This is a genomic window from Novispirillum itersonii subsp. itersonii ATCC 12639, assembly GCF_000381985.1.
GTDB lineage: Bacteria > Pseudomonadota > Alphaproteobacteria > Rhodospirillales > Rhodospirillaceae > Novispirillum > Novispirillum itersonii.
In genome coordinates this window covers 1-20,940 of the sequence record NZ_KB907361.1, presented here as the reverse complement: position 1 = coordinate 20,940, position 20,940 = coordinate 1, and the positions used below count along the sequence as shown (strand labels likewise).

Below are 20,940 nucleotides of genomic sequence, written 5' to 3'. Positions count from 1 at the left end.
CGGAAAAACCGCCGGGATAGGTCGTCCCGGCATCAACACCGGATGCGCTTTCATACGACAGCGGATGGATCACCGACGTCAGCAGCGGCTCCCCGGTGCCGGTATAGACCTTGGTCGCGCCGGTGCTGTCACTGAAGTACGTGATATCCATATAGCCACTCAACGACTGCAACAGGCTGTTGCGCTGATCATCAAGATCAGCGGTCGGCTGACCGGCAAGTCTGGTTCTGACGACGCTGTCATTCAGGGCAGAAAGCTGGGTCAGAATATCGTTGATAGAGGCCACCGCCTCCTCAATCCCGCTGTCAGCATCCTGCCGCAGGGATTGCACGGTGGCTGACGTGGTGCGCAGGGCCGACGCGGCATCATCAAATGCCATGACCGCCTGCGTTTTCAGGGTCGTGCTTTCCGGGGTCGAGGCCAGCTCTTCCAATGCCGCAACCGCATCCGCAACCGCTGAAGACAGGCTCTGGCCGCCGGAGCCGGAGCCGCTGAGGGTGCCCAGCGCATCGGACAGGCTTTGCAGATAATCGGTGGTGGTGGCCGCCGCGCCGGAGGTGGCGGCAGCCCCGACAATGGTCCGGACCAGACTGGCATCGACCCGGCTTTGAATAGCCTTGATGGTGACGCCGGTGCCCTGCCCGCTGCTGACCGTGTTCGACTGGACCGTGGATTTGACCGAATAGCCGTCGGTATCGCTGTTGGCGATGTTCGACGATGCCACCGCCAGATTGGTCTGGATGGTCCGCAGCGAACTGGTTGCCGCCGACAGGGCAATGGACAGAGACATGGCAGGCTCCCCGATGGTCCGGTCAGACCGGATACGCGGTGTCAGGCACCGACAGGCACGCCGCCAGCGGGGCCGCCCTGCCCGGCGCGGGGCCGGTCTGCATGCCGCCCGCATCCTGCCGCAGGGCCGTCAGCACGGCCTGAACCCGACGGCGGGAGGCCTGCATCGCCTCTTCCAGACGGGCCATGTTTTCATCCGCCACCGCCCGCAGCATCCGCACCCGGCGGACCAGAAGATCAACGGCCTGCGGATCGGCCTGCCGCAGGTGCGGCAGCGACAGGCTCAGGGTTTCCCACAGGCGGGCATACTCTTCGCTCAGCTGCTGCTTTTCATCGACGGTATGCACCAGCGCGGCAGGAACCCCGGCTGCCAGAGCGGCGTTTTCTTCCATCATCACGGCGATCAGCGCGTCGATCACGCCCTGAATGGAGCGCGGACGGGCCCCGGCGCCCTCCGCCCGCGCCCCCCCTTGCAGGCGGAACGTCACGGAGCGGGCCACCGGCGGGCGGGACGGCAGGGTAGAGCGCATGGTCAGCCTCCTGACGGAAAAATCAGAACAAAAGAAGAATTTAAAAAGAACAAAATAAAAACACATGCCGGTCAGGCATCAGCCGCCCAACCGGCGGTACGCGGTTGCCGCCCCGGTGTGCAGGGTGACGGCCTGCAGGTCGGTGGCCAGCGAAGACAGCTCGCCTTCCAGCTCATCCAGCAGGGTCTCCAGATCCGCCATCGCCACCGCCGACTGGCGTTGCAGCAGACGGCGGCGGTCGGCGGGCAGGGTCTGCAGCTGATCGGCGATGGTGCGGGCCAGATCAGACGCCGTGCCGATCACCCGGTCGGCCCGCAGCTCCAGGGCCGACAGATCATGATCTCTGGCAGACAGACTCTTGAGGACGGTGAGCTTGGGCATGGCACTCTCTCCTGTCAGGAACAGCGGGCGGGGATAACGGGGAAGACGATCCTCCCCCTCCCCGGATATGGTCCGTGGCAACATTCAGCGGAAACGGCCCGCAACAGCGGTCAGCAGGCAGGCCGGTCAGGATCAGCGCACCGCCGACATCAGGCTGTCGAACATATCCTTGGTGCTGGTGATCACCTGCGACGCGGCGGAATAGGCCTGCTGCGCCACGATCATCCGGGTGAATTCATCGGCGGTATCAACGGTGGAGGCTTCCAGCGCACTGGCGGTGATGGTGCCGGCCCCGTTCTCCCCCGCCTGCTGCAACGCGTAGGTGCCGGAGGAATTGGACTCCTGATACACCCCGTCGCTCAGGGCATTCAGACCGTTGACATTGGGGAAGGTGGCGACCGCCAGCTTATAAATCGCCAGCTGCTGGCCGTTGTCGTATTTGGCGTAGACGGTGCCATCGGTCGAGACCTCCACCCCGCTATAGGCCCCATAGGTGATGCCGTTACCGGAGATGCTGGTGATCGAAATGGAATCCGTGTTGGTCTTCTGCGTCAGGCGGTTGCCGCTGCCATTCTCCCCCAGATCCAGCGTGATGGTGCTGTCGGCGGCCCCGGTGGTCCAGCCGGACACCGACAGCGTCACCGGCGACGGCGTGGTGGAGCTGAGGTTGCCGCTTTCATCAAAGGTGATGGTGTAAGGCCCGCCGGCACTGGTGCCGGTGGTGACAGTGCTGTCCGACGCCTTGGTCGGGTCCGACAGTTCCATTGACCATTCATTGGTGGCGGTCTTGGTAAAGGTCATGGTGACGGTGTGGGCGATCCCCAGCGAGTCCACCACTTCCATAGTGGCGGAATGCTCGTCCCCCACCTCAGCGCTGGCGGGCAGGCTGGCCTTGATCGTTTCGGTGGTGGTCGCCGATGACATGCCGGAAAAGCGGTTGACGTTGATCGAATCCAGCGTGGCGATGCTGTTGGTCGCGCCCTGCGTGATATTGCCGGAAGAGTCCACCGGCCAGCCCTGCAGGTAATAGTTCCCCAGCGTCAGATAGCCTTCATCATCAACAGAGAACTGGCCGTTGCGGGTGAAGTACGCGGCGTTGCCGTCCACACTGTCGGTCAGCACGAACAGGCCGTTGCCGTCCAGCGCCAGATCGGTGTCATTGGTGGTCGACGTGATCAGCCCCTGCGCCGCCACATTCTGCCGCACGGTCGAAAACACCCCGCCCGACGGATAAGAGGTGGAGGAAAACTGCTGGGTCACCAGCGTCGAGAAGCGGGTGGTCACCCCCTTGTAGCCCGAGGTGCTGGAGTTGGCGAGGTTGTCTGACACCATCGCCAGAGCCTGACTCTGGGCTTTCAGGGCAGACACGGCGGTGTTCATGGCTCCGGCGAGGCTCATGGCGTTCTTCCTTCCTCAGCGACCGGGATCAGGCGACAAGCCGGGTGACATCAGACATCGACACCTCGGTGGCGCCGATCTCGAAGACCGTGCTGCCACTGGAGGAATCAACGCCGGTCACGGTGCCGGTAATGGATTTCGATGCGGTAATGGTGCTGCCGCTGCTGCTTTTGGCCGCCACGGTCAGGGTGTAGTCCCCGGCGGCGACGGCGTAGCCGTTGGCGTCCTTGCCATCCCAGGTCAGGGTATGGCTGCCCGATGCGGTTTCGCCGCTGCCGGACCACACCACCGCCCCGTCGCTGTTGGTGACGGTCAGGGTGACCGACGACGCTTCGCTCGGCAGGGTATATTTCCAGGATCCGCCGACGCTGCCATCGCTGCCGACGCTCAGGGTATCGCCCGAGGCCTCCACCGCATGGCCGAGATACCCGACGCCGCTGCTGAACGAAAAGCTGTCGAGCTTGCTTAAGACCGATTCCAGCTTGTCGTTGACCTGAATCTGCTGTTCCACCCCGGCATACTGCACCAGCTGCGAGGTGAAGGTCTGGGCATCCATCGGGTCCAGCGGCGACTGGTTCTCCAGCTGCGTACACAGCAGACTGAGAAACATCTCGTAGTTTGCGGAAATACCGGATGCCGAGGATGAAGAAGAAGAGGACGACGTGGAAGACGTGGTCGTCACAGAGGAAATGGCTGACATGCTGATCCGCTCCGATTAAGACGCCGCGACAGGTCCATGTCGCTTGTGTCGGGTAATACGGAGGGGAGAAGCACGATCAGGCGGAAAATTTATTGCCTGTTTTTATGATTTTATTTTCTTCATCCGGGCATGGTTCCGCCCCGTTGATACGGGGCGGGCGCGGGAATCAGGCGCAAAAAGAAACCCTTCCCCCCGGATCTGCGAAACGGGCGGGAAGGGTCGGTAACCGGCTGGCGGCTGCCCCGGCCAAACGGTCAGAGCAGCCCAGCGTCAGGGTCAGAATCAGCTTTTGGGGCGACCGGCGCCGGAGGCCGTCATAATACGGTCCACCAGCCCCTCAGGGGCTTTGATCCGGCTTGAGTGCAGAGAGGCATGCAGGGCCCGGGCCTCGGCAAAGGCGGAGACCGCTTCCGCAGAATCAGCCAGCAGGGCTTCAGCGGCACTGCGGCGGTCTTCCGGCCACGCGGCCAGATCGGCACCGTGGGTGTCGAGCAGCGCGATGAACGCCTCGACAGTCAGGGACTGTTCAGTCATATCGCCTCGAATTCTTCTTCGGCATCGTGAGTCCGGTCCGTTCAGACCGGGGGACGAATCTATCCGAGGCCCCGTCAAATGAACAGCTTATTTTACCTCTACCGTTCCCTGTTCTACAGATGGTGGCACCGGACTAGCCGTGTTTTTCAGTACAATCGCCGGAACCCCGGCAACATCAGCCCAGGCATTGCGCAAAGACCGCAGACCACGGCTGATCCGGTCGTAACAGGTTTCGGCATCAGCACTGCCCAGACTGGACAGAATCGCGGTCATATTGCTGCGGTAGGTCTCCCCCAGCCGATATGCCACCTCGCCGCCACGGGCGGTATCAAGAACCGACAGCAGACCGCGCAGGATTTCCACCGCCCGCATCGACTCCTCAAGCTGGCGCGGATAATCCCCGCTGCGCAGAGCGGCCGAGGCCCCGTGCAGATGGGCAAGAACCCGGTCATACAGCATCACCACCGCCTGCAATGGCGGCACGGTCATCAGGGCAGACTGATAAACGCCGACAGCCTTGCGGGCGCGGCGGGGATCGGGCATCGGCATCATCAGATGATCTCCTGTAGAGGGGGGGCGGCCCCCCCGGGGCAGCCTTACGAGCTGCTCTCGGCGTTGTTAATGGCTTCCAGCAGATCCAGCACCGACTGGGCCTTGGCCAGCTTGGCCTCGATGCGGGCGTATTTTTCCAGCAGATAGGACCGGTAGCTTTCGGCATTCGACTGAATGGTGGAAATGCGGTCGTTGAGGTCAGAGTTGGTGTTCTTAAGGGTACTGATCATGTCCGTCAGGGTGCCGTCATAACTGTCGGCAATGGTATCGGTGATCTGCCACAGGGAATCGGCAATCCCCTGCGACAGCTCCACCGAAACGGTCTGCGACACCTTGCCGGTGTAGACAAACACCAGCCCTTCGTAGGCGGTGCCGCTGGCCCCGGTGATGGTACTGCCCGACACGGTGAACAGCGAGGTATCCCCCCCGACCCCGGCAGACGTGACCGACCCGCTGGAATCAACCGTGATCTCAAGATCAAAACTGGCGCTGTCAGGGCCGTTGCCGTGGCGCAGAAGCTGCAGCGAGGATGTCGAAGCCTCCATGCGGTAAGACAGCAGGGTCTGCACCGCATCAAAATTGTTCAGCAATGCATCTTCCAGCTCCGTCGAATCCAGCACCAGAGCGTTACTGGTGTCAAAGGACAGGCCGATATCACTCAGGGACACCCCACCGACATCAGCGGTCAAAATCGCCTGCATCTGCTGGGACACCGACCGCAGGGTGGCATCGCCGAACAGCACGGCACTGTCATCGGCGGTACCGTCAGACCCGGTGGTCTGGTTGGTCAGCACAAATGTACGGAAGGCGTTGTAGGCCTCCACCAGGGCCTCGATCTGTTCCATGATCCCGGACAGATCGTTCTCAACCTCCAGAGTCAGGGAATTCCCTTCCTCCGCCCGGTAGAGAGTCAGGGAAACGCCATCAATCACGTCGTCAATGGAGTTCGAGGACCGTTCCACCGTCACCCCGTCCACCACCAGCTTCGCTGACTGGGCGGCCTGCAGCACCACTGCGGCATCGCCGCTGCTGTCGGTGACGCCCAGCGCGGTCATCACATCATCGCCGCTGCCGGACGTCAGGGTAATACTTTGTCCGGTGGCGCTGGCGGTCAGGGTCAGCATGTAATCGCCGTCACTGACCTTCACCACCGACGCCTTGACCCCGGATGCGGTGCTCTGGGCGTTAATCGCCGTCACCAGATCATCCAGCGTCATCGTCTCTGTGACCGTCACCGAGGCTGAGGCCGTCCCCGCCCCGAGTGTAAAGGTGCCGGAATACCCCAGTGCCGTGGTGCGGCCACTGATGGATCCGCTGCCCAGCCGTTCTGCCTTGGCGATCTGCAGCACCTCAAGCGAATGGGTCCCAAGATCGGTGCCATCCGCCACCGTCGCAGACAGAATGGTGCTGGCCGTTGTGCTGGTGGACGAGGTGACATAGGCCGAACGGTCACGGAACACATCGTTGGAGCGCCCGCTGGTCCCCGGCTCTGACCGCAGCTTGCTCAAGGACGTCTGCATGGTCTGCAGAAGGGTCTGCATTTCCTGATAGGCGGCAATCTTGGTTTCGTTGGCGGTGACCTTGGTGCTGAGGGTATCCGCCCGGGTCAGCCGGGCCGCCACCGCCGCTTCGACCAGACTGTCGGTATCAAAGTCGTTGCGGTTCTGCGAATAGCTGGTCGTTGTTACCGAAGATGTGGTTGAGGTGACGGTGGTCATCATGCCTCCTGCCGGGGCTGCCCAGCTCAGGGTCTCAGGGTCTTAGGGTCTCAGGAATGGAACGGGCCGCCCCTGTCGATCAGGCGGACTTTCTGGCGCCGGAACAGAGATCAGGCCGCGAGGAAACCGCCCCCCGCCCCCTCATGAAAAAAGGCAGGGGTCACCACGCCGGAGGACGCGGCACCCCTGCCAAGGCGCTTGGGCAAACAATCACTCGGCCTGAAGATCCGGACTAAAGATCGGGCGAAACCGGCCGGATCTTCAGAAATCAGCTCTTCAGCAGGCTGAGGAGGTTCTGCGGCATCTGATTGGCCTGCGACAGGGCGGCAATGGCCGCCTGCGTCTTCACATCCGCCGAGGACAGGGCTGACTTTTCTTCCGCCACGTCAGCATCCATCACCGCCGACTGGGCGGAAGACAGGTTTTCGCTGCTGGTGGCGATGTTCTCGGCCCGGAACTCGAACCGGGACATCACCGCCCCGACGCTGGCACGGGCCTGCGAGATGGCATCGATCGCCGAATCAATAGCGGTCAGGGCCGCCTGCGCGGTGGTCTGCGTCGTCACATCAAGGGTGGCAACCCCCAGTGCGGTGGCATCGACGTCGTCAATTTCCACCTTGATGGTATCGGTGCTGTCGGTCCCGACCATAAAGTCGATGCCGGTGCCGGTGACATAATCGCTGGTCCCGTCCAGCAGGGACTCACCGTTATAGCGGGTGCCCTTGGCGATACCGTCGATTTCATCGGTCAGCTGCTGGAATTCGGCATCGATGTAGGCGCGTTCGTTATCGGTGACCGACCCGGAATTCGACTGGGTCGCCAGTGCCTTCATACGCTGGAGAATGTCGCCGATGCGGGCCATGCCGCCGTCCGCCGCCTGCAGGATGGCAATCCCCTGCGACGCGTTGGTCGCGGCCTGACTGAGGGTGGTGACGTCAGACTGCACGCGGGTGCCGATCGCCAGACCGGCCGCATCGTCAGACGCCTTGGTGATGCGGGATCCGCTCGCCAGCTTCGACAGAATGCTCGACTGTTCGCTGGCGTTGGAGTTCAGGTACCGCAGGGCCGAGTTGGCGGCCGTGTTGGTGGCAATAACGGGCATGGTCCGTCTCCTTCTGTTCCTGGACACATATGCGACCCGGGTCGGCGCCCTTCTGCCGCCCCCACGCAGGGTTCTCCTCCGGGGGGCCATCGGACGTGTCCGTCGGTGTCGTCATCAGGTGGAACGGACCAAATCGCCACTTCAGGCGGTTTATTTTCGTGTCTTTATCGCCGCCGCTTCGGGCGGGCTTCTCAGGCACCCCTTCAGGGGCCCGGTATCAGACATCAGGCATCAGACATCAGGCGTCGGCAAAAACCAGACGCACATCGCGCTCTGACCGGCGCAGACGTTCGCGCAGGGTCTGGCGACCGCGCTTCAGCAGACTCTCCACGGCTTTGACCGTGGTCCCAAGAACGGCAGCAATTTCGGCATTGGCCATGTCTTCGAAATAGGCCAGCGTCACCGCCGCCCGCTGCTGGTCGGGCAGCAGGCTGATGGCGTGCCCCAGCCGGTCAAACACCTGACGGCGGTGCAGGGTCTGCTCCACCGAGCGGGCACCGTCTTCCGGTTCCGGCACATCATCAAGGCACGCCCCCGCCGGACGGCGGCGCAGGTCGATGCAGCGGTTGACCACCACCCGGTACAGCCAGGTGGAAAACCGCGCCCGGCCTTCCTGCCAGTCGTGGCGGTGTACCCAGGCCTTGACCAGCGCATCCTGCGCCACGTCTTCGGCATCGGCCCGGTTGCCCAGCATCCGCAGGGCCAGCGCAAAAGCGCGGTCCACATGCCGCTCAACCAGCACCCGGTACGCCGCTGCATCGTCCAGCTTCATCCGGGCCAGTAAAACATCATCTTCACAATCGTCCGGCGGCTGCGCCGGGACCGGACTGGCTATGGTCTGTATCATCATGGCAGAGTCCTGTCGCAATCAGGGTCTGTCGAATGGGTCCGGGCCGCCGATGCTCCTGCATCCGACAGCCGTATCTTTGTCCCCGCAGACTTACACGGTGGCCGAAAAAGATTCCGTCGTAAAAAAATGCATCTTTCCCAACAGGATACCCGGCAAATTTTGCCCAGCGCTGGCAGATGGGGCGCAGGATCGGCAGGGCTGCCCCGTTAAAGGAACAGATCCCGGGGTCCGGCGCGGCCCCTTCCCGCCATGAAATGAGACCTTTTCCGATGCAAGACCTTGCCTCTCTCCTCAAGGATCATGCCTCCTCCCCGCTTCAGCCGTCTTCCCCGGTCCGGCGCCGTCAGGCACTGGCCTGGGCCGCGCTGGTCTCCGGGGTGCTGATGTGCGCCACCGCCGTTATCGCCTCTGACCCCGGATCAGCCGCCCCGCCCCTGCCGTTTGAAACGGTGACAGCCCGGACCGGGGCGCTGACCGTCACCGTCACCGCCACCGGGACCCTGCAGCCGACCACCTCGGTCGAGGTCGGCAGCGAGCTGTCGGGCATTGTCGCCGCCGTTCTGGTGCAGGAGAATGACACCGTCACCCCCGGGCAGGTGCTGGCACGGCTGGACACCGCCAAGCTGGAAGATACCGTGCTGCGCTCCCGCGCGGCGGTCACGGTGGCAGAAGCCGGGGTGACGGAAGCCCGTGCCACCATCACCGAGGCCCGCGCCACCCTGTCGCGCCTGCAACAGCTGTTTGCCGCCACCCATGGCCAGACCCCGTCACGCAGCGAACTGGATACCGCCGAGGCAACGGTACTGCGGGCCGTCGCCGCCGAGGCCAGCGCCCGGGCGCAGGTGGTGCAGGCACAGGCATCGCTGAAAACCGATGAAACCAATCTGAAGAAAGCCGAGATCCGCGCCCCGATGTCCGGCGTGATCCTCAGCCGCGCGGTGGAGCCGGGCACCACGCTGGTCACCGCCATGTCCACCCCGGTGCTGTTTGAAATGGCTGAGGACCTGACCCGGATGGATCTGGAGGTCAATGTCGATGAAGCCGATATCGCCGCCCTCAGCCCCGGCCAGCCGGCCACCTTCACGGTTTCGGCCTGGCCGGGACGGAAGTTTCCCGCCACCGTGCGCCGGGTCAGTCTGGGGGCCAGTACCACGGACAATGTCGTCACCTACAAAACCGTGCTGAGCGTCGCCAATGACGATCTGGCCCTGCGCCCCGGCATGACCGCCACCGCCACGATTACCACCGCCGCCCACTCCGGTGCCCTGCTGGTGCCCAATGCCGCCCTGCGCTTTTCCCCCGCCAGCGGCGGCCCGGCGGCAGGAGAAGAACCCACCGCCCCATCCCGGGGCCTGATCGCCAGCCTGCTGCCGCGCCCCCCGGACGCCGCCCGCCAGAAAGCCCGGAAGAGCCCTGCCCCCACCCCCCATGACACAGAAGCCACGGCGGTATGGGTGGTTGCCGACGGTCAGCCGATGCCGGTTCTGGTCTCCACCGGCCTGACCGATGGCCGGATGACCGAAATCACCGGCGGCGATCTGACAGCCGGAATGGAGGTCATCACCGGGCAGAAGAGCGACCGGAAGAGCCCGGAATCATGAGGCCCCCCCTGATTCAGCTGCAGGGCCTGACCCGGACTTATGGCCGGGGCGATGCCGCCGTCTCTGCCCTGCGGGGTATCGACCTGACCCTGTTCTCCGGCGATTTTCTGGCCGTCATGGGGGCCAGCGGATCGGGGAAATCGACCCTGATGAACATTCTCGGCTGTCTGGACACCCCCAGCGGCGGCCATTACGGCTTTGAGAGCATCGCGGTGGAAACCCTGAACCAGACCCAGCGGGCCCTGCTGCGCCGTCACCGGCTGGGCTTTGTCTTTCAGGGATTCAACCTGCTGGCCCGCACTTCGGCGCGGGAGAATGTGGAACTGCCGCTGCTGTACCGGGGCCTGCCCGCCGCCCGGCGGCGGCAGGCGGCACTGGCGGCGCTGGATCTGGTCGGCCTGTCTGACCGGGCCGGTCATACCCCGGCGGAACTGTCGGGCGGCCAGCAGCAGCGGGTGGCCATCGCCCGCGCCATTGTCACCGACCCTGCCGTTCTGCTGGCCGACGAACCGACCGGCAATCTGGATACCGCCCGCAGCCACGCCATCATGGAGCTGCTGACCCGCCTGAACCGCGAGCGCGGGCTGACCATCATCATGGTCACCCATGAAGAGGAGATGGCCGCCTACGCCGGACGGACCCTGCACCTGCGCGATGGCCTGATTGACCGCGACAGCGCGGAACCGGACGCAACATCATGCTGCTGAATGCCCTGCTCCTCGCCCTGCGGGAAATCCGCCGCAATCTGCTGCGGTCTCTGCTGACGGTGCTGGGCATCGTCATCGGGGTTGCCGCCGTCATCACACTGGTGACGCTGGGCAATGGCGCGACCCTGATGGTCAAACAGCAGATCTCGGCGCTGGGCAGCAATCTGGTGGTGATGCGCCCCGGCCAGCGTCTGGGGCCGGGACACGACGAAGCCGGGGCCCCGGCGTTCCGGCGGGAGGATGCCGACGCGATCGCCGCCGAAATCAGGGGGGTTGCCAGCGTTGCCCCGGTGGTCAGCTCCACCGTCACACTGGTGGCCGGGGCTGCCAACTGGTCATCCTCGGTCACCGGCACCACCAATGCCTATTTTGCCGCCGGAAACTGGACACTGGCACAGGGTCGCCTGTTCAGTGACGACGAAGAGCAGGCCGGAAAAGCCGTCTGCGTGATCGGGCAGACCGTGCGGGCAAAACTGTTCGCCGGGGAAGCGCCGCTGGGCAACACCCTGCGGGTCAGGGCCTTCGGCTGCGAGGTGATCGGCGTGCTGGCCGCCAAAGGACAGGGGGCGATGGGAATGGATCAGGATGATACCGTACTGATGCCTCTGGCCACCGCCCAGCGCCGCCTGACCAACAGCCGGGCGGTGGGAACGGTGATGATCTCGCTAAAGGATGGGGTGTCGGCCAGCACCGCCATTGCCGACATCACCGCCCTGATGCGCGAGCGCCGCCGGCTGACCACCGCGCAGGAGAACAATTTCTCGCTGATGGATACCCGCCAGATCGCCGAGACCCTGTCGGGGACCATCGGCACCATGACCACCCTGCTTGGGGCGGTGGCGGCGGTCAGCCTGCTGGTCGGCGGCATCGGCATCATGAACATCATGCTGGTTTCGGTGACCGAACGGACGCGGGAAATCGGCATCCGGCTGGCCATCGGTGCCACCGGGCGCGAGGTGCTGACCCAGTTTCTGACCGAGGCGGTCGCCCTGTCAGCCTGCGGCGGTCTGGCCGGGATCGGGCTGGCCCTGCTGGCCTGTCTGGGACTGGCAGCCGCCCTGAACATGCCGTTTCTGTTCAATCCCGGGATCAACGGCCTTGCCTTCGGGGTTTCTGCCGGGATCGGGGTGATCTTCGGCTATATGCCCGCCCGCCGCGCCGCCGCACTGGACCCGATTGAGGCCCTGCGCCGGGAGTAAGGGCCCGCCGCCGCCCTACCCTGCCCTGCCCTGCGGCCTTTTTCTTTTGAAATCCGGGTCCGGGAGGGGGATGTTAGATCTCTCCCTGCCCCCTCTCTGCCCGAGGCCCGATGCGCGCCGGAACCGTCACCCCCCTGCCCGTGATCGGCCCGGCCCCGCTGCGGCAGGGAATACACGCCGTTGTTGCCGACACCGCCCGGCCTTTCGGGCGGCACAGCCATGACCAGTTCGGGTTCGGCCTGATCCGGCGCGGGGCGCAGAAATCCGCCAGCGGACGCGGGCCGGTGGAGGCCGGGGCGGGCGATCTGATCACCGTCAACCCCGGTGAAGTGCACGACGGCAGCCCGCTGGGCGACGGCGGGCGGGCGTGGCAGATGCTGTATCTTGATCCCGCCATCGTCTCCGGTCTGCTGGCCGGTCTCGACGGGCCCGACCGGCAGCGGGAATTTGAGCGGCCGGTCCTGCACCGGCCACAGCTGACCGGCCCGTTCCTGTCCGTGTTCACCGCCCTGACCGCCGGGCCTGATCCGGCAGCCAGCGACCTGTCCGCCCTGTCGGCGGAAGAACGGCTGATCCCCCTGCTCGCCGGGCTGCTGACCCCGGTCCGCCCGCCGGACTGGGCACCGGACCGCTCAGCCGGGCGGATCATCGCCGCACGCCGCCGGATAGATGATGACCCCGCCGCGCCGCTGACCCTTGAGGAACTTGCTGCCGAAGCCGGGATGAGCCGGTTTCACCTGATCCGGGCCTTCCGCCACCAGACTGGGCTGACGCCGCATGCCTATCTGGTGCAACGCCGGGTCCATCTGGCCCGGCGGATGATCCAGCAGGGCACACCGCTGGCCGAAACCGCCGCCGCCTGCGGCTTTGCCGACCAAAGCCACATGACCCGGCAGTTTGCCCGCACCTTCGGTGCCGCGCCCGGTGCCTTTGCCAGACTGCGTCCCTGACCCCATACTGGCCCGACAGCACTTTTGTTCAAGATCCCGTCCCCCGGCAACAGGCAGGCTGCCCCCCGCTGAACCACAGAGGGAGACCCTGCAATGGGGCCGGATTTTCTGATCACCACCCTGCTTGTCGTCGCATCCCCCGGGGCCGGGGTGGTGCTGACCCTTGCCGCCGGACTGTCACAGGGCGGGCGGGCTGCGGTGCTGACCGCGCTGGGCTGCACACTGGGCATTGTGCCGCACATGCTGGCGGCCATCACCGGGCTGGCAGCCCTGTTGCAGGCCAGCCCCGCCGCCTTCACCGCCCTGAAGGTCATTGGGGTCGTCTACCTGCTGGTGATGGCAGTGCAGTCGCTGCGCGATGGCGGCGTCCTGTCGGTGCAGGCCGATCAGGCCCCCCGGTCTGCCGCCGGACTGATCCGCCACGCCATTCTGGTCAACCTGATCAATCCCAAGCTGTCGATCTTCTTTCTTGCCTTTCTGCCGCAGTTCATTGATCCCGCCGACCCGGCTCCGGCCCGGCTGATGGGGGTCCTGTCAGCGGTCTTCATGGCGGTGACCTTTGCGGTTTTTGCGGTCTACGGACTGTTCAGCGCAGCGGTGCGGACCCATGTTCTCGCCCGCCCGGCGGTGGTGCGGTGGCTGCGGCGCGGCTTTGCCGCCGCCTTCGCCGGTCTGGGCCTGAAGCTGGCCCTTATGGCCCCCTGACCCGCCCTGAAGCAGCACCATCGGGGGAAGACGGCCCCGATGAAACCGGAGATTGGGCTTGATCTTTATATTTTTCTATATCTTTATAGAATTAAAGAACACCCCCTCTCTCCGGGAGCCCCCGCCATGTCTGCCTCTGCCCTGCCGATCCTTGATATCAGCCAGCTTCACCGCTCGGCTGCCGACCGCAGCGCCCTGATTGCCCAGATCCGTCATGTTGCCCGCCATGTCGGCTTTTTCTACGTCACCGGCCACGGGGTCAGTGAAACGCTGGCCGACGACGTCTTCCGCCTGTCGAAACGCTTTTTCGACCTGCCTCCGGGCGAGAAACTGAAGATCGAGATGGCCAATTCCCCCCATTTCCGGGGCTACACCCCGCCGGGGCAGGAATACACCAAGGGGCAGCCGGACTGGCGGGAGGAAATTGATATAGGGCTGGAGCTGCCCGCCCTCGCCCTGCGGCCCGGCGACCCTCCGTGGCAGCGTCTGCAGGGGCCGAACCAGTGGCCGGAGGCGGTCCCCGAGCTGAAAGACACCCTGCTGCACTGGCAGCAGGAGGTGATCCGCGTTGCCACCGACCTGCTGAAAGCCTTCGCGCTGGCGCTGGGCCAGCCGGAGACGGTGTTTGAGCCGATTTACACCGGGGTTTCCAACCAGCTCCTGAAAACCATCCGCTATCCGGGGCGGGACCAGATCCCCGATGATCAGGGCTGCGGCCCGCATAAGGACGGTGGCTTCATCACGCTGGTGCGGCAGGATTCTGTCGGTGGCCTGCAGGTGCAGACCGAAGCCGGGTGGATTGATGCCCCCCCGCTGCCGGGGTCCTTCGTCGTCAATATCGGCGAGCTGCTGGAACTGGCGACCGATGGCTTCCTGCGCGCCAACGTCCACCGGGTGGTGGCCCCGCCCGCCGGGAAAGACCGGCAGTCCCTTGCCTTCTTCCTTGGGGCCCGGCCCGATGCGGTGGTGCCCCGGCTGACCCTGCCGCCTGATCTGGCGGCACAGGCGCGGGGGGTGGAGCATGATCCGGCCAACCCGCTGTTCCGCGATGTCGGCATGAACATCCTGAAAAGCCGCCTGCGGTCCCACCCGGATGTCGCCCGCCGTCATTACGGCGATCTTGTTGCACTGTATGGATGAAGCCACCGGCGATTGTGTGGTATGCAGGGGCACGATACCTTATTCGGAGCCCCTGCAGATGACCAGCCCGGCGATGATCGTTCTTGATGGCGGCATGGGCCGCGAGCTGCACCGCATCGGTGCCCCGTTCCGCCAGCCGGAATGGTCGGCACTGGCCCTGATGGAAGGGCCGGAGTATGTGGAACAGGTCCATGCCGCCTATATCGCCGCCGGAGCGGATGTGATCACCAGCAACAGCTATGCGGTGGTCCCGTATCATATCGGGGAAGACCGCTTTTCCGCGCACGGGCAGGCACTGGCCGATCTGGCCGGGCGACTGGGCAGGCAGGCCATTGCCGCCGGGGGCCGCCCGGTGCGGCTGGCCGGATCCCTGCCGCCGGTGTTCGGGTCCTATCGCCCGGATCTGTTCCGCCCGGAAGACGCTGACCGCATCCTGCAACCGCTGGTCGCCGGACTGTCGCCGCACGTCGATCTGTGGCTGGCCGAAACCCAGAGCTGCATCGCCGAGGCCGAGGCGGCCCGCCGGGCTGTCGGGCCAGACGATGACCGCCCGTTCTGGCTGTCCTTCACCGTCAGCGATGAAACCCCGGCAGCCGTCGCAGACGGTACGGCCCCGCCGACCCTGCGGTCAGGCGAATCCGTCCGGGACGCGGCGGCCGCGGCACTGCGGCTGAAGGCGGCCGCCCTGTTGTTTAACTGCAGCCACGGCGATGTAATGGCTGCAACCGTGCGCGAGGCCAGCGCCGTGTTCGGAACAGTGCCGGAGGCTGACCGCCCCCGGCTGGGCGTTTACGCCAATGCCTTTGTGCCACAGGACCATGCCGAGGAAGCCAACGAAACCATCAGCACCCTGCGGGATGACTTTGGCCCGCAGGAATACCTGCGCGCTGCCCGTCACTGGCAGGCTGCCGGGGCATCCATCATCGGCGGCTGCTGTGGCGTCGGCCCCGAAACAATTGCCCTGCTGGCCGCCGGACTGCGCGGGGCGTAACACCCGGTACCGATCAGCTGGCACAGATCAACCAGTACCGATCAACCGGTACCGATCAGACAGAGGCCTCCCGCGCGGCATAAACCACCGTGCGGTTGCGGCCCCCGGCCTTGGCCCGGTACAGGGCCTCATCCGCCATCCGCAGCAGGGTCTGGGCGGAGGTTTCACGGTCAGGACGCACCGCCGCAAGGCCGATGCTGACGGTCACCACCCCAAGCGGGGCATCGGCATGCGGGATGCCCAGCGCCTCGACCCCGGCGCGGATCAGCTCAGCCCGCTGGGCTGATTTTTCGGCGTCCGTATCGCCCAGCACCACCACAAACTCTTCCCCGCCATAGCGGGCGGTCAGGTCTCCGGCCCGGCGGGCCGCCCCGGCCAGAACCCCGGCCACCCGCTGCAGGCACAGATCACCGGCCTGATGGCCGTAGAGATCGTTGTAGTTCTTGAACAGATCCACATCAATCATCAGCACCCCCAGACTGTGGCCGGAATGCCCGCCCCGTGCCCATTCCCGCTCCAGCACCTGATCAAGGTGGCGGCGGTTGGCAAGCCCGGTCAGCCCGTCGGTCGTTGACAGCTCTTCCAGCTTGCGGTTGGCCTGCTCCAGCTCCCACGTCCGTTCGGCGACTTTCTGCTCCAGCGTCAGGGTATAGGCCCGCTGGCGGTCGGACATGACTATCAGCCCATCGGCCAGAGAGCGGACCTCGGTCACCGGCGTATCGACCGGGGCCTCGGTGATCCAGTCGCCGTCAGCAAGACGACGGCACCAGCGGTCCAGCACCACCAGCGGGCGGGCCACCCAGTCGGCGGCAAACAGGATCAGCGCCAGCGCCGCCACCAGCACCGCACTGCCAAGAATCGCGACATTGTTGGCCGCCGCCTGTGCCGGACCGGAGAAATGCGCCTGCGGCAGGGTAACACCGATGGTCAGGACCGGACCATCAGGCAACTGGACCCGCCGCCAGTGGACGTAATACCGCTCACCGTCCTCGGCAGCGGACCCGTACCCCTCGGGCTCCGGCTGGCTGTCAATAATCGCCTTGGCGACCCGCACCGCAGCATAACTGCTGTCACGGGCATTCAGACGGCGGACCTGATCCTGCGCCATGGTATAGATCGGCTCGGGGGTTGAGGCCGCCAGCAGATCCCCGGCCCCGTCAATGATGAAGGCGATCGCCGCCGTTCCCGCCGTCACGCCCCGCAGGCGGTCGCCCAGCTGCGACAGGGCCAGATCCGCCGTCATCACCCCGGCAAAGCTGCCATCGGGTCCGTACAGGGGGGCAGCCGCACCAAAGCCGAGATCGTCATAGGCCCCGGCCACATCGTTGATGGCATACCGGTAGGCCCCGTACCAGTGGATCCCGTCCGTCGCCCCGGCCTTGAACCACGGACGGGTCCGGGAATCGTAATGACGGTTGCCCAGCGAAACCGCCGCAGTCCGGCGGTTATCATCCCCGACCCGGTACAGCTTCATCTGCCGTCCGTCGGTTTCAAGCGCCTCGATCAGGCGCAGGGTGCGGTCATCGCCCAGCGGCGGGCGGCTGGCGGCGTAATAGTCCCCGCCTGTTGTCCCCATCGAAATAAAGGTCAGCACCGGCTGCTGACGCAGTTGCAGCAGAAAACTGGCGGTCAGCCGCGCCTTGTCGTCGGTGCTGAGCAGCCCGGCCCGGACCTGCCCGACGTTGTAGCGCACCACCCGGACCGGAATATCAAAGAATTCAGAGACGGTCGCCACCACCCGGCGCCCGATGCCGATGGCATAATCTTCCGTCAGGTTGTCGGCCAACCGGCCTGAGGAGCGGTAAGACAGCCATCCCGACAGGGCAATCGCCGGGGCCAGCGCCAGAAACAGCCCCCCGGCCAGAAACAGCCGCAGGGGAAACCGCCGCCCGAACGCACTGCGCCGGACCGAGGAGGAAGCCCGCCGCAGACGCCCGCTATAGACCGTCAGCAGCACCAGCACCGCCGTCAGGCCACCCCCCACCCCACGGATCAGCCGGGTATGGGCCAGACTGTCAACCACCTCTGGCCTGAGCTGGGCGGACAGGGTCCATTCCCCGTCAAAAAACCGTACGATGGTCACAGCACGCGGGGTTGCCGCAACTTTGGGGTCGCCAAAGATCGTCGCCCCGCCGATCTCATCCCCCATCCGCCGAATCGCCACCTGAAACGGCAGGTCAGGGTCACTGAACCCGGCACGGGCCAGAATCGCATCAAAGTCCATGCCGATCGACAGCACCGCCAGCGGCGCATCCTCCGGCACCGCCCCGGAGCGGAACACCGGACTGCGCAGGATCATCCCCTGCCGCCCGGTCTGCATCAGCATCACCGGGCCGGACAGCACCGCCGCCCTGCGGCGGACTGCCGTGCGCAGACTTTCAATAAAATCAGGGCGGTAATTATAATCAATGCCCAGCAGGGCCTCGTTGCCCTGCACCGGATGAACAAAGGTCACCACCGTCGGGCGGGACAGCACCACCGACCGGATCCAGCTATGGCGCGAGGTGATTTCTTCGGCCTGCGCCCGCAGGGCCGGTTCCGGCTGATCGGGGGCTTCGGCCAGCCGTTCGGAAAAGCGCTGACTGAGCAGATGGACCGAGGCCAGATCACGCTCCAGCGTCAGGCGCATATCATCCAGACGGACGGCGGCCTCCGCCGACAGCTGCTGTTCAGCACGGTGGCGGTACAGTTCTTCCGTCACCACCGTCGCCGTCAGGCCGACAGCCAGCAGGACTATGGTTGACCAGACGGTTCTCCGCATTGCCCCCCCATATGCCGACCCTCTTTCTTTTATAGGAATATCATTAAATAGCCCCGGGAAACGAGTGTGATCCGCCGGACCAGGCGTGAAAGACCCTGAAAACAGCAGCCCCGGTACCCTTCCGGGGCCGGGGCTGTGAAGATATGTCCATCCAGACAGAAAGACGGGGCCAGACAGAAAGACCGGATCAGAGCGGCGCGTACTGCGGCGCGGCCACCGCCGTCGGCGGTGTCCAGTCGCGCCCCGGGACCGCCGCCACCAGCGACTGTGTATAAGGGTGCTGCGGCGCGGCCAGAATCCGGGCCGCAGGGCCGGCCTCGACCACCTCGCCGCTTTTCATCACGATCAGGTCATCCGCCACCTGTGCCGCCACCCGCAGATCGTGGGTGATGAACAGCACCGACAGCGCCAGCCGCTGACGCAGCGTTTCCAGCAGATCCAGCACCTGCGCCTGCACCGAAACATCCAGTGCCGAGACCGGCTCATCGGCGATCAGGATTTCCGGCTCCAGCGCCAGAGCCCGGGCCAGACCGATGCGCTGGCGCTGCCCGCCGGAAAACTCATGCGGAAAGCGCGAGACCGCCTGCGGATCAAGACCGACCAGACCGAACAGCTCGCGGGCCTTTTCCAGCGCTGCCGTCCGTTTCATGCCGCGCACGATCAGGCCCTGCGCCACCAGATCACCGACCCGGCGGCGGGGGTTCAGCGATCCGAACGGATCCTGAAACACCATCTGCATCCGGCGGCTTTCCCGCTGCCAGTCCCGCCGGGACAGGGTGCGCAGATCCAGCCCGTCAAGGCGCAGGCTGCCGCCATCGGCGGGGATCAGCCGGGCCAGACAGCGGGCCAGCGTTGATTTGCCCGATCCGCTTTCGCCGACGATACCCAGCGTCGCCCCCCGGCGCAGCTCCAGCGAGACCCCCCGCACGGCGTGGGTGATCCGACCGGTGCCGAAAAAGCCCTTGCGGCCATAGGTTTTGGTCAGGTCCTGCACCGTCAGCTGCACCGCCCCCTGCGGACGCGGACGCTCCGCCGGGGCCAGCGGCGGCACCGCCGCGATCAGGCTGCGGGTATAGGGGTGCTGCGGACGGTTCAGCACCTCTTCCGCCGGGCCCTGCTCGACAATCCGCCCGGCCTGCATCACCGCCACCCGGTCGGCGATTTCCGCCACCACCCCGAAATCATGGGTAATGAACAGAACAGCGGTGCCGTGGCGACGCTGCAGGTCGCGGATCAGCTTAAGGATCTGCGCCTGCGTCGTCACATCCAGCGCCGTGGTCGGCTCGTCAGCGATCAGTACCGCCGGTTCCAGCGCCAGCGCCATGGCAATCATCGCCCGCTGGCGCTGGCCGCCCGACAGCTCGTGCGGATACGCCTTCGCCGCCGCCACCGGATCGGGGATCAGCACCTCGGTCAGCAGGGTCTGGACCCGCGCGGCGATTTCAGCCCGGCTGAGGGTGGTGTGGACGCGGAACACCTCGCCCACCTGATCGCCGATGGTGCGCAGCGGGTTCAGGGCAGTCATCGGCTCCTGAAAGATCATGCCGATACGGGCCCCGCGCACGGCGCGCATATCGGCCTCCGGCAGATCCGGCAGGTTCTGGCCGTCGAGCAGGATCTTTCCGGCGGCGATCTGCACCGATGGCGGCAGCAGACGCATCACCGCCCGCCCGGCGGTCGATTTCCCCGATCCGCTTTCCCCCACCAGACAGAGGATTTCGTTCGAGGACAGGGTCAGCGAGACCGAGTCCAGTGCCAGCGGGCGGTCGGCACTTTTCGGCAGGGCGACGGACAGACCGTCAATGGCAAGGCGGAGGCTCATTGTTCGTCCAGTCGGGGATTGAGGGCATCATTCAGTCCCTGCCCGACCAGCGACACCGCCAGTACGGTCAGCAGGATGGCAAGGCCGGGCACGGCGCAGACGTACCACTCGGTGCGCAGTACAGACCGCCCCTGCCCGACCAGATTGCCCCATGACGGTACGTTGGGGTCCGACAGATTGAGGAAGGCCAGCGCGCTTTCCAGCAGGATCGAGGTCGCCATCACCACGCTGGCGTAGACAATCACCGGCGGCAGGGCGTTGGGCAGGATTTCACCGAAGATCAGCCGCAGGTCGCCCAGCCCGGACAGCCGCCCGGCCTCGACGAATTCGCGGTTGCGCAGGCTGAGGAACTCCGCCCGCGTCAGCCGGGCCGGGGCTGGCCAGGACACCACGCCGATGGCGATCACCACGGTCTCGATCCGTGACCCGAATACCGCAATCAGCAGCAGCAGCAGCAGGAAGTTCGGCAGGGTCTGAAAGGCGTCGGTGATGCGCATCAGCACCTCATCC

The 20,940-nt window shown here is 65.4% G+C and carries 20 protein-coding genes; 7 read left to right on the top strand and 13 right to left on the bottom strand.

Annotated features, from left to right (window positions below; all coding sequences use genetic code 11):
- From flgK to G365_RS0119210, 10 genes are all read right to left on the bottom strand, one after another.
- A partial coding sequence (gene flgK / locus G365_RS0119255) for a flagellar hook-associated protein FlgK (RefSeq protein WP_019647168.1) occupies positions 1–790 on the bottom strand: 790 nt, incomplete at its 3' end.
- A 22-nt stretch (positions 791–812) separates the two neighbouring features.
- Entirely contained in the window at positions 813–1,319 is a 507-nt protein-coding gene (locus G365_RS0119250; RefSeq protein ID WP_019647167.1) for a hypothetical protein, read from the bottom strand.
- Between the two features lie 78 nt (positions 1,320–1,397).
- Positions 1,398–1,700, bottom strand: a complete 303-nt coding sequence (locus G365_RS0119245; protein ID WP_019647166.1) for a hypothetical protein — start codon at positions 1,698–1,700, stop codon at positions 1,398–1,400.
- A gap of 132 nt (positions 1,701–1,832) precedes the next feature.
- A complete protein-coding gene (gene flgE, locus G365_RS0119240; protein WP_019647165.1) occupies positions 1,833–3,098 on the bottom strand; it encodes a flagellar hook protein FlgE in 1,266 nt (421 codons plus the stop codon).
- A gap of 28 nt (positions 3,099–3,126) precedes the next feature.
- Positions 3,127–3,798 (bottom strand): flagellar hook assembly protein FlgD, encoded by a 672-nt coding sequence (locus G365_RS0119235; RefSeq protein ID WP_043743080.1) that lies wholly within the window; start codon positions 3,796–3,798, stop codon positions 3,127–3,129.
- A gap of 282 nt (positions 3,799–4,080) precedes the next feature.
- On the bottom strand, positions 4,081–4,332 hold the full coding sequence (locus tag G365_RS22470) for a hypothetical protein (protein ID WP_019647163.1): 252 nt from the start codon (positions 4,330–4,332) through the stop codon (positions 4,081–4,083).
- A gap of 87 nt (positions 4,333–4,419) precedes the next feature.
- Complete coding sequence (locus G365_RS0119225) at positions 4,420–4,884, bottom strand: flagellar export chaperone FliS (protein ID WP_019647162.1); 465 nt, start codon at positions 4,882–4,884, stop codon at positions 4,420–4,422.
- A gap of 44 nt (positions 4,885–4,928) precedes the next feature.
- Positions 4,929–6,605, bottom strand: a complete 1,677-nt coding sequence (gene fliD / locus G365_RS0119220; RefSeq protein WP_019647161.1) for a flagellar filament capping protein FliD — start codon at positions 6,603–6,605, stop codon at positions 4,929–4,931.
- A gap of 265 nt (positions 6,606–6,870) precedes the next feature.
- Positions 6,871–7,704, bottom strand: coding sequence for a flagellin (locus G365_RS0119215; protein ID WP_019647160.1), 834 nt, complete (start codon positions 7,702–7,704; stop codon positions 6,871–6,873).
- Between the two features lie 238 nt (positions 7,705–7,942).
- Positions 7,943–8,554: a sigma-70 family RNA polymerase sigma factor gene (locus G365_RS0119210; RefSeq protein WP_019647159.1), complete on the bottom strand. Its 612-nt coding sequence runs from the start codon at positions 8,552–8,554 to the stop codon at positions 7,943–7,945.
- Positions 8,555–8,823: 269 nt separating this feature from the next.
- Between G365_RS0119210 and G365_RS0119205 the strand changes: the two genes are divergently transcribed.
- The 7 genes from G365_RS0119205 to G365_RS0119175 all read left to right on the top strand — a co-directional run bounded on the left by G365_RS0119205 (position 8,824) and on the right by G365_RS0119175 (position 15,847).
- Entirely contained in the window at positions 8,824–10,155 is a 1,332-nt protein-coding gene (locus tag G365_RS0119205; RefSeq protein WP_155976392.1) for an efflux RND transporter periplasmic adaptor subunit, read from the top strand.
- Positions 10,152–10,862, top strand: coding sequence for an ABC transporter ATP-binding protein (locus G365_RS0119200; protein WP_019647157.1), 711 nt, complete (start codon positions 10,152–10,154; stop codon positions 10,860–10,862). The genes G365_RS0119205 and G365_RS0119200 overlap by 4 nt, the downstream gene beginning before the upstream one ends.
- Positions 10,853–12,061, top strand: a complete 1,209-nt coding sequence (locus G365_RS0119195) for an ABC transporter permease (protein WP_019647156.1) — start codon at positions 10,853–10,855, stop codon at positions 12,059–12,061. Before G365_RS0119200 ends, G365_RS0119195 begins: the two co-directional genes overlap by 10 nt.
- A 110-nt stretch (positions 12,062–12,171) precedes the next feature.
- Positions 12,172–13,011 carry a helix-turn-helix transcriptional regulator gene (locus tag G365_RS0119190; RefSeq protein WP_019647155.1) on the top strand — a complete coding sequence of 280 codons (840 nt, stop codon included), beginning with the start codon at positions 12,172–12,174 and terminating at the stop codon, positions 13,009–13,011.
- 93 nt (positions 13,012–13,104) lie between these two features.
- Entirely contained in the window at positions 13,105–13,716 is a 612-nt protein-coding gene (locus G365_RS0119185; RefSeq protein WP_019647154.1) for a LysE family translocator, read from the top strand.
- Positions 13,717–13,842: 126 nt separating this feature from the next.
- Positions 13,843–14,856: an isopenicillin N synthase family dioxygenase gene (locus G365_RS0119180; protein WP_019647153.1), complete on the top strand. Its 1,014-nt coding sequence runs from the start codon at positions 13,843–13,845 to the stop codon at positions 14,854–14,856.
- Positions 14,857–14,914: 58 nt separating this feature from the next.
- The gene (locus tag G365_RS0119175) at positions 14,915–15,847 is read left to right on the top strand and encodes a homocysteine S-methyltransferase family protein (RefSeq protein ID WP_019647152.1); all 933 of its coding nucleotides are present in this window, start codon (positions 14,915–14,917) and stop codon (positions 15,845–15,847) included.
- A gap of 55 nt (positions 15,848–15,902) precedes the next feature.
- Here G365_RS0119175 and G365_RS23335 read toward each other — a convergent pair whose 3' ends face one another.
- The 3 genes from G365_RS23335 to G365_RS0119160 form a co-directional block, all read right to left on the bottom strand.
- Positions 15,903–18,608, bottom strand: coding sequence for a sensor domain-containing diguanylate cyclase (locus tag G365_RS23335; RefSeq protein WP_019647151.1), 2,706 nt, complete (start codon positions 18,606–18,608; stop codon positions 15,903–15,905).
- A 187-nt stretch (positions 18,609–18,795) separates the two neighbouring features.
- On the bottom strand, positions 18,796–20,430 hold the full coding sequence (locus G365_RS22460; protein ID WP_019647150.1) for an ABC transporter ATP-binding protein: 1,635 nt from the start codon (positions 20,428–20,430) through the stop codon (positions 18,796–18,798).
- The coding region (locus G365_RS0119160) for an ABC transporter permease (RefSeq protein WP_019647149.1) at positions 20,427–20,940 on the bottom strand (514 nt) is incomplete at its 5' end. The genes G365_RS0119160 and G365_RS22460, both read right to left, overlap by 4 nt.

Excerpts from the sequence above, each read along its gene's own strand:
- G365_RS0119195 (WP_019647156.1), top strand. The coding sequence starts at position 10,853 with ATGCTGCTGAATGCCCTGCTCCTCGCCCTGCGGGAAATCCGCCGCAAT.
- G365_RS0119235 (WP_043743080.1), bottom strand. The coding sequence starts at position 3,798 with ATGTCAGCCATTTCCTCTGTGACGACCACGTCTTCCACGTCGTCCTCT.
- G365_RS22460 (WP_019647150.1), bottom strand. The coding sequence starts at position 20,430 with ATGAGCCTCCGCCTTGCCATTGACGGTCTGTCCGTCGCCCTGCCGAAA.
- G365_RS0119175 (WP_019647152.1), top strand. The coding sequence starts at position 14,915 with ATGACCAGCCCGGCGATGATCGTTCTTGATGGCGGCATGGGCCGCGAG.
- G365_RS0119185 (WP_019647154.1), top strand. The coding sequence starts at position 13,105 with ATGGGGCCGGATTTTCTGATCACCACCCTGCTTGTCGTCGCATCCCCC.
- G365_RS0119180 (WP_019647153.1), top strand. The coding sequence starts at position 13,843 with ATGTCTGCCTCTGCCCTGCCGATCCTTGATATCAGCCAGCTTCACCGC.
- G365_RS0119245 (WP_019647166.1), bottom strand. The coding sequence starts at position 1,700 with ATGCCCAAGCTCACCGTCCTCAAGAGTCTGTCTGCCAGAGATCATGAT.
- G365_RS0119225 (WP_019647162.1), bottom strand. The coding sequence starts at position 4,884 with ATGATGCCGATGCCCGATCCCCGCCGCGCCCGCAAGGCTGTCGGCGTT.
- G365_RS0119205 (WP_155976392.1), top strand. The coding sequence starts at position 8,824 with ATGCAAGACCTTGCCTCTCTCCTCAAGGATCATGCCTCCTCCCCGCTT.
- G365_RS0119250 (WP_019647167.1), bottom strand. The coding sequence starts at position 1,319 with ATGCGCTCTACCCTGCCGTCCCGCCCGCCGGTGGCCCGCTCCGTGACG.
- flgE (WP_019647165.1), bottom strand. The coding sequence starts at position 3,098 with ATGAGCCTCGCCGGAGCCATGAACACCGCCGTGTCTGCCCTGAAAGCC.
- G365_RS0119190 (WP_019647155.1), top strand. The coding sequence starts at position 12,172 with ATGCGCGCCGGAACCGTCACCCCCCTGCCCGTGATCGGCCCGGCCCCG.
- G365_RS23335 (WP_019647151.1), bottom strand. The coding sequence starts at position 18,608 with ATGCGGAGAACCGTCTGGTCAACCATAGTCCTGCTGGCTGTCGGCCTG.
- fliD (WP_019647161.1), bottom strand. The coding sequence starts at position 6,605 with ATGATGACCACCGTCACCTCAACCACATCTTCGGTAACAACGACCAGC.
- G365_RS22470 (WP_019647163.1), bottom strand. The coding sequence starts at position 4,332 with ATGACTGAACAGTCCCTGACTGTCGAGGCGTTCATCGCGCTGCTCGAC.
- G365_RS0119215 (WP_019647160.1), bottom strand. The coding sequence starts at position 7,704 with ATGCCCGTTATTGCCACCAACACGGCCGCCAACTCGGCCCTGCGGTAC.
- G365_RS0119210 (WP_019647159.1), bottom strand. The coding sequence starts at position 8,554 with ATGATGATACAGACCATAGCCAGTCCGGTCCCGGCGCAGCCGCCGGAC.
- G365_RS0119200 (WP_019647157.1), top strand. The coding sequence starts at position 10,152 with ATGAGGCCCCCCCTGATTCAGCTGCAGGGCCTGACCCGGACTTATGGC.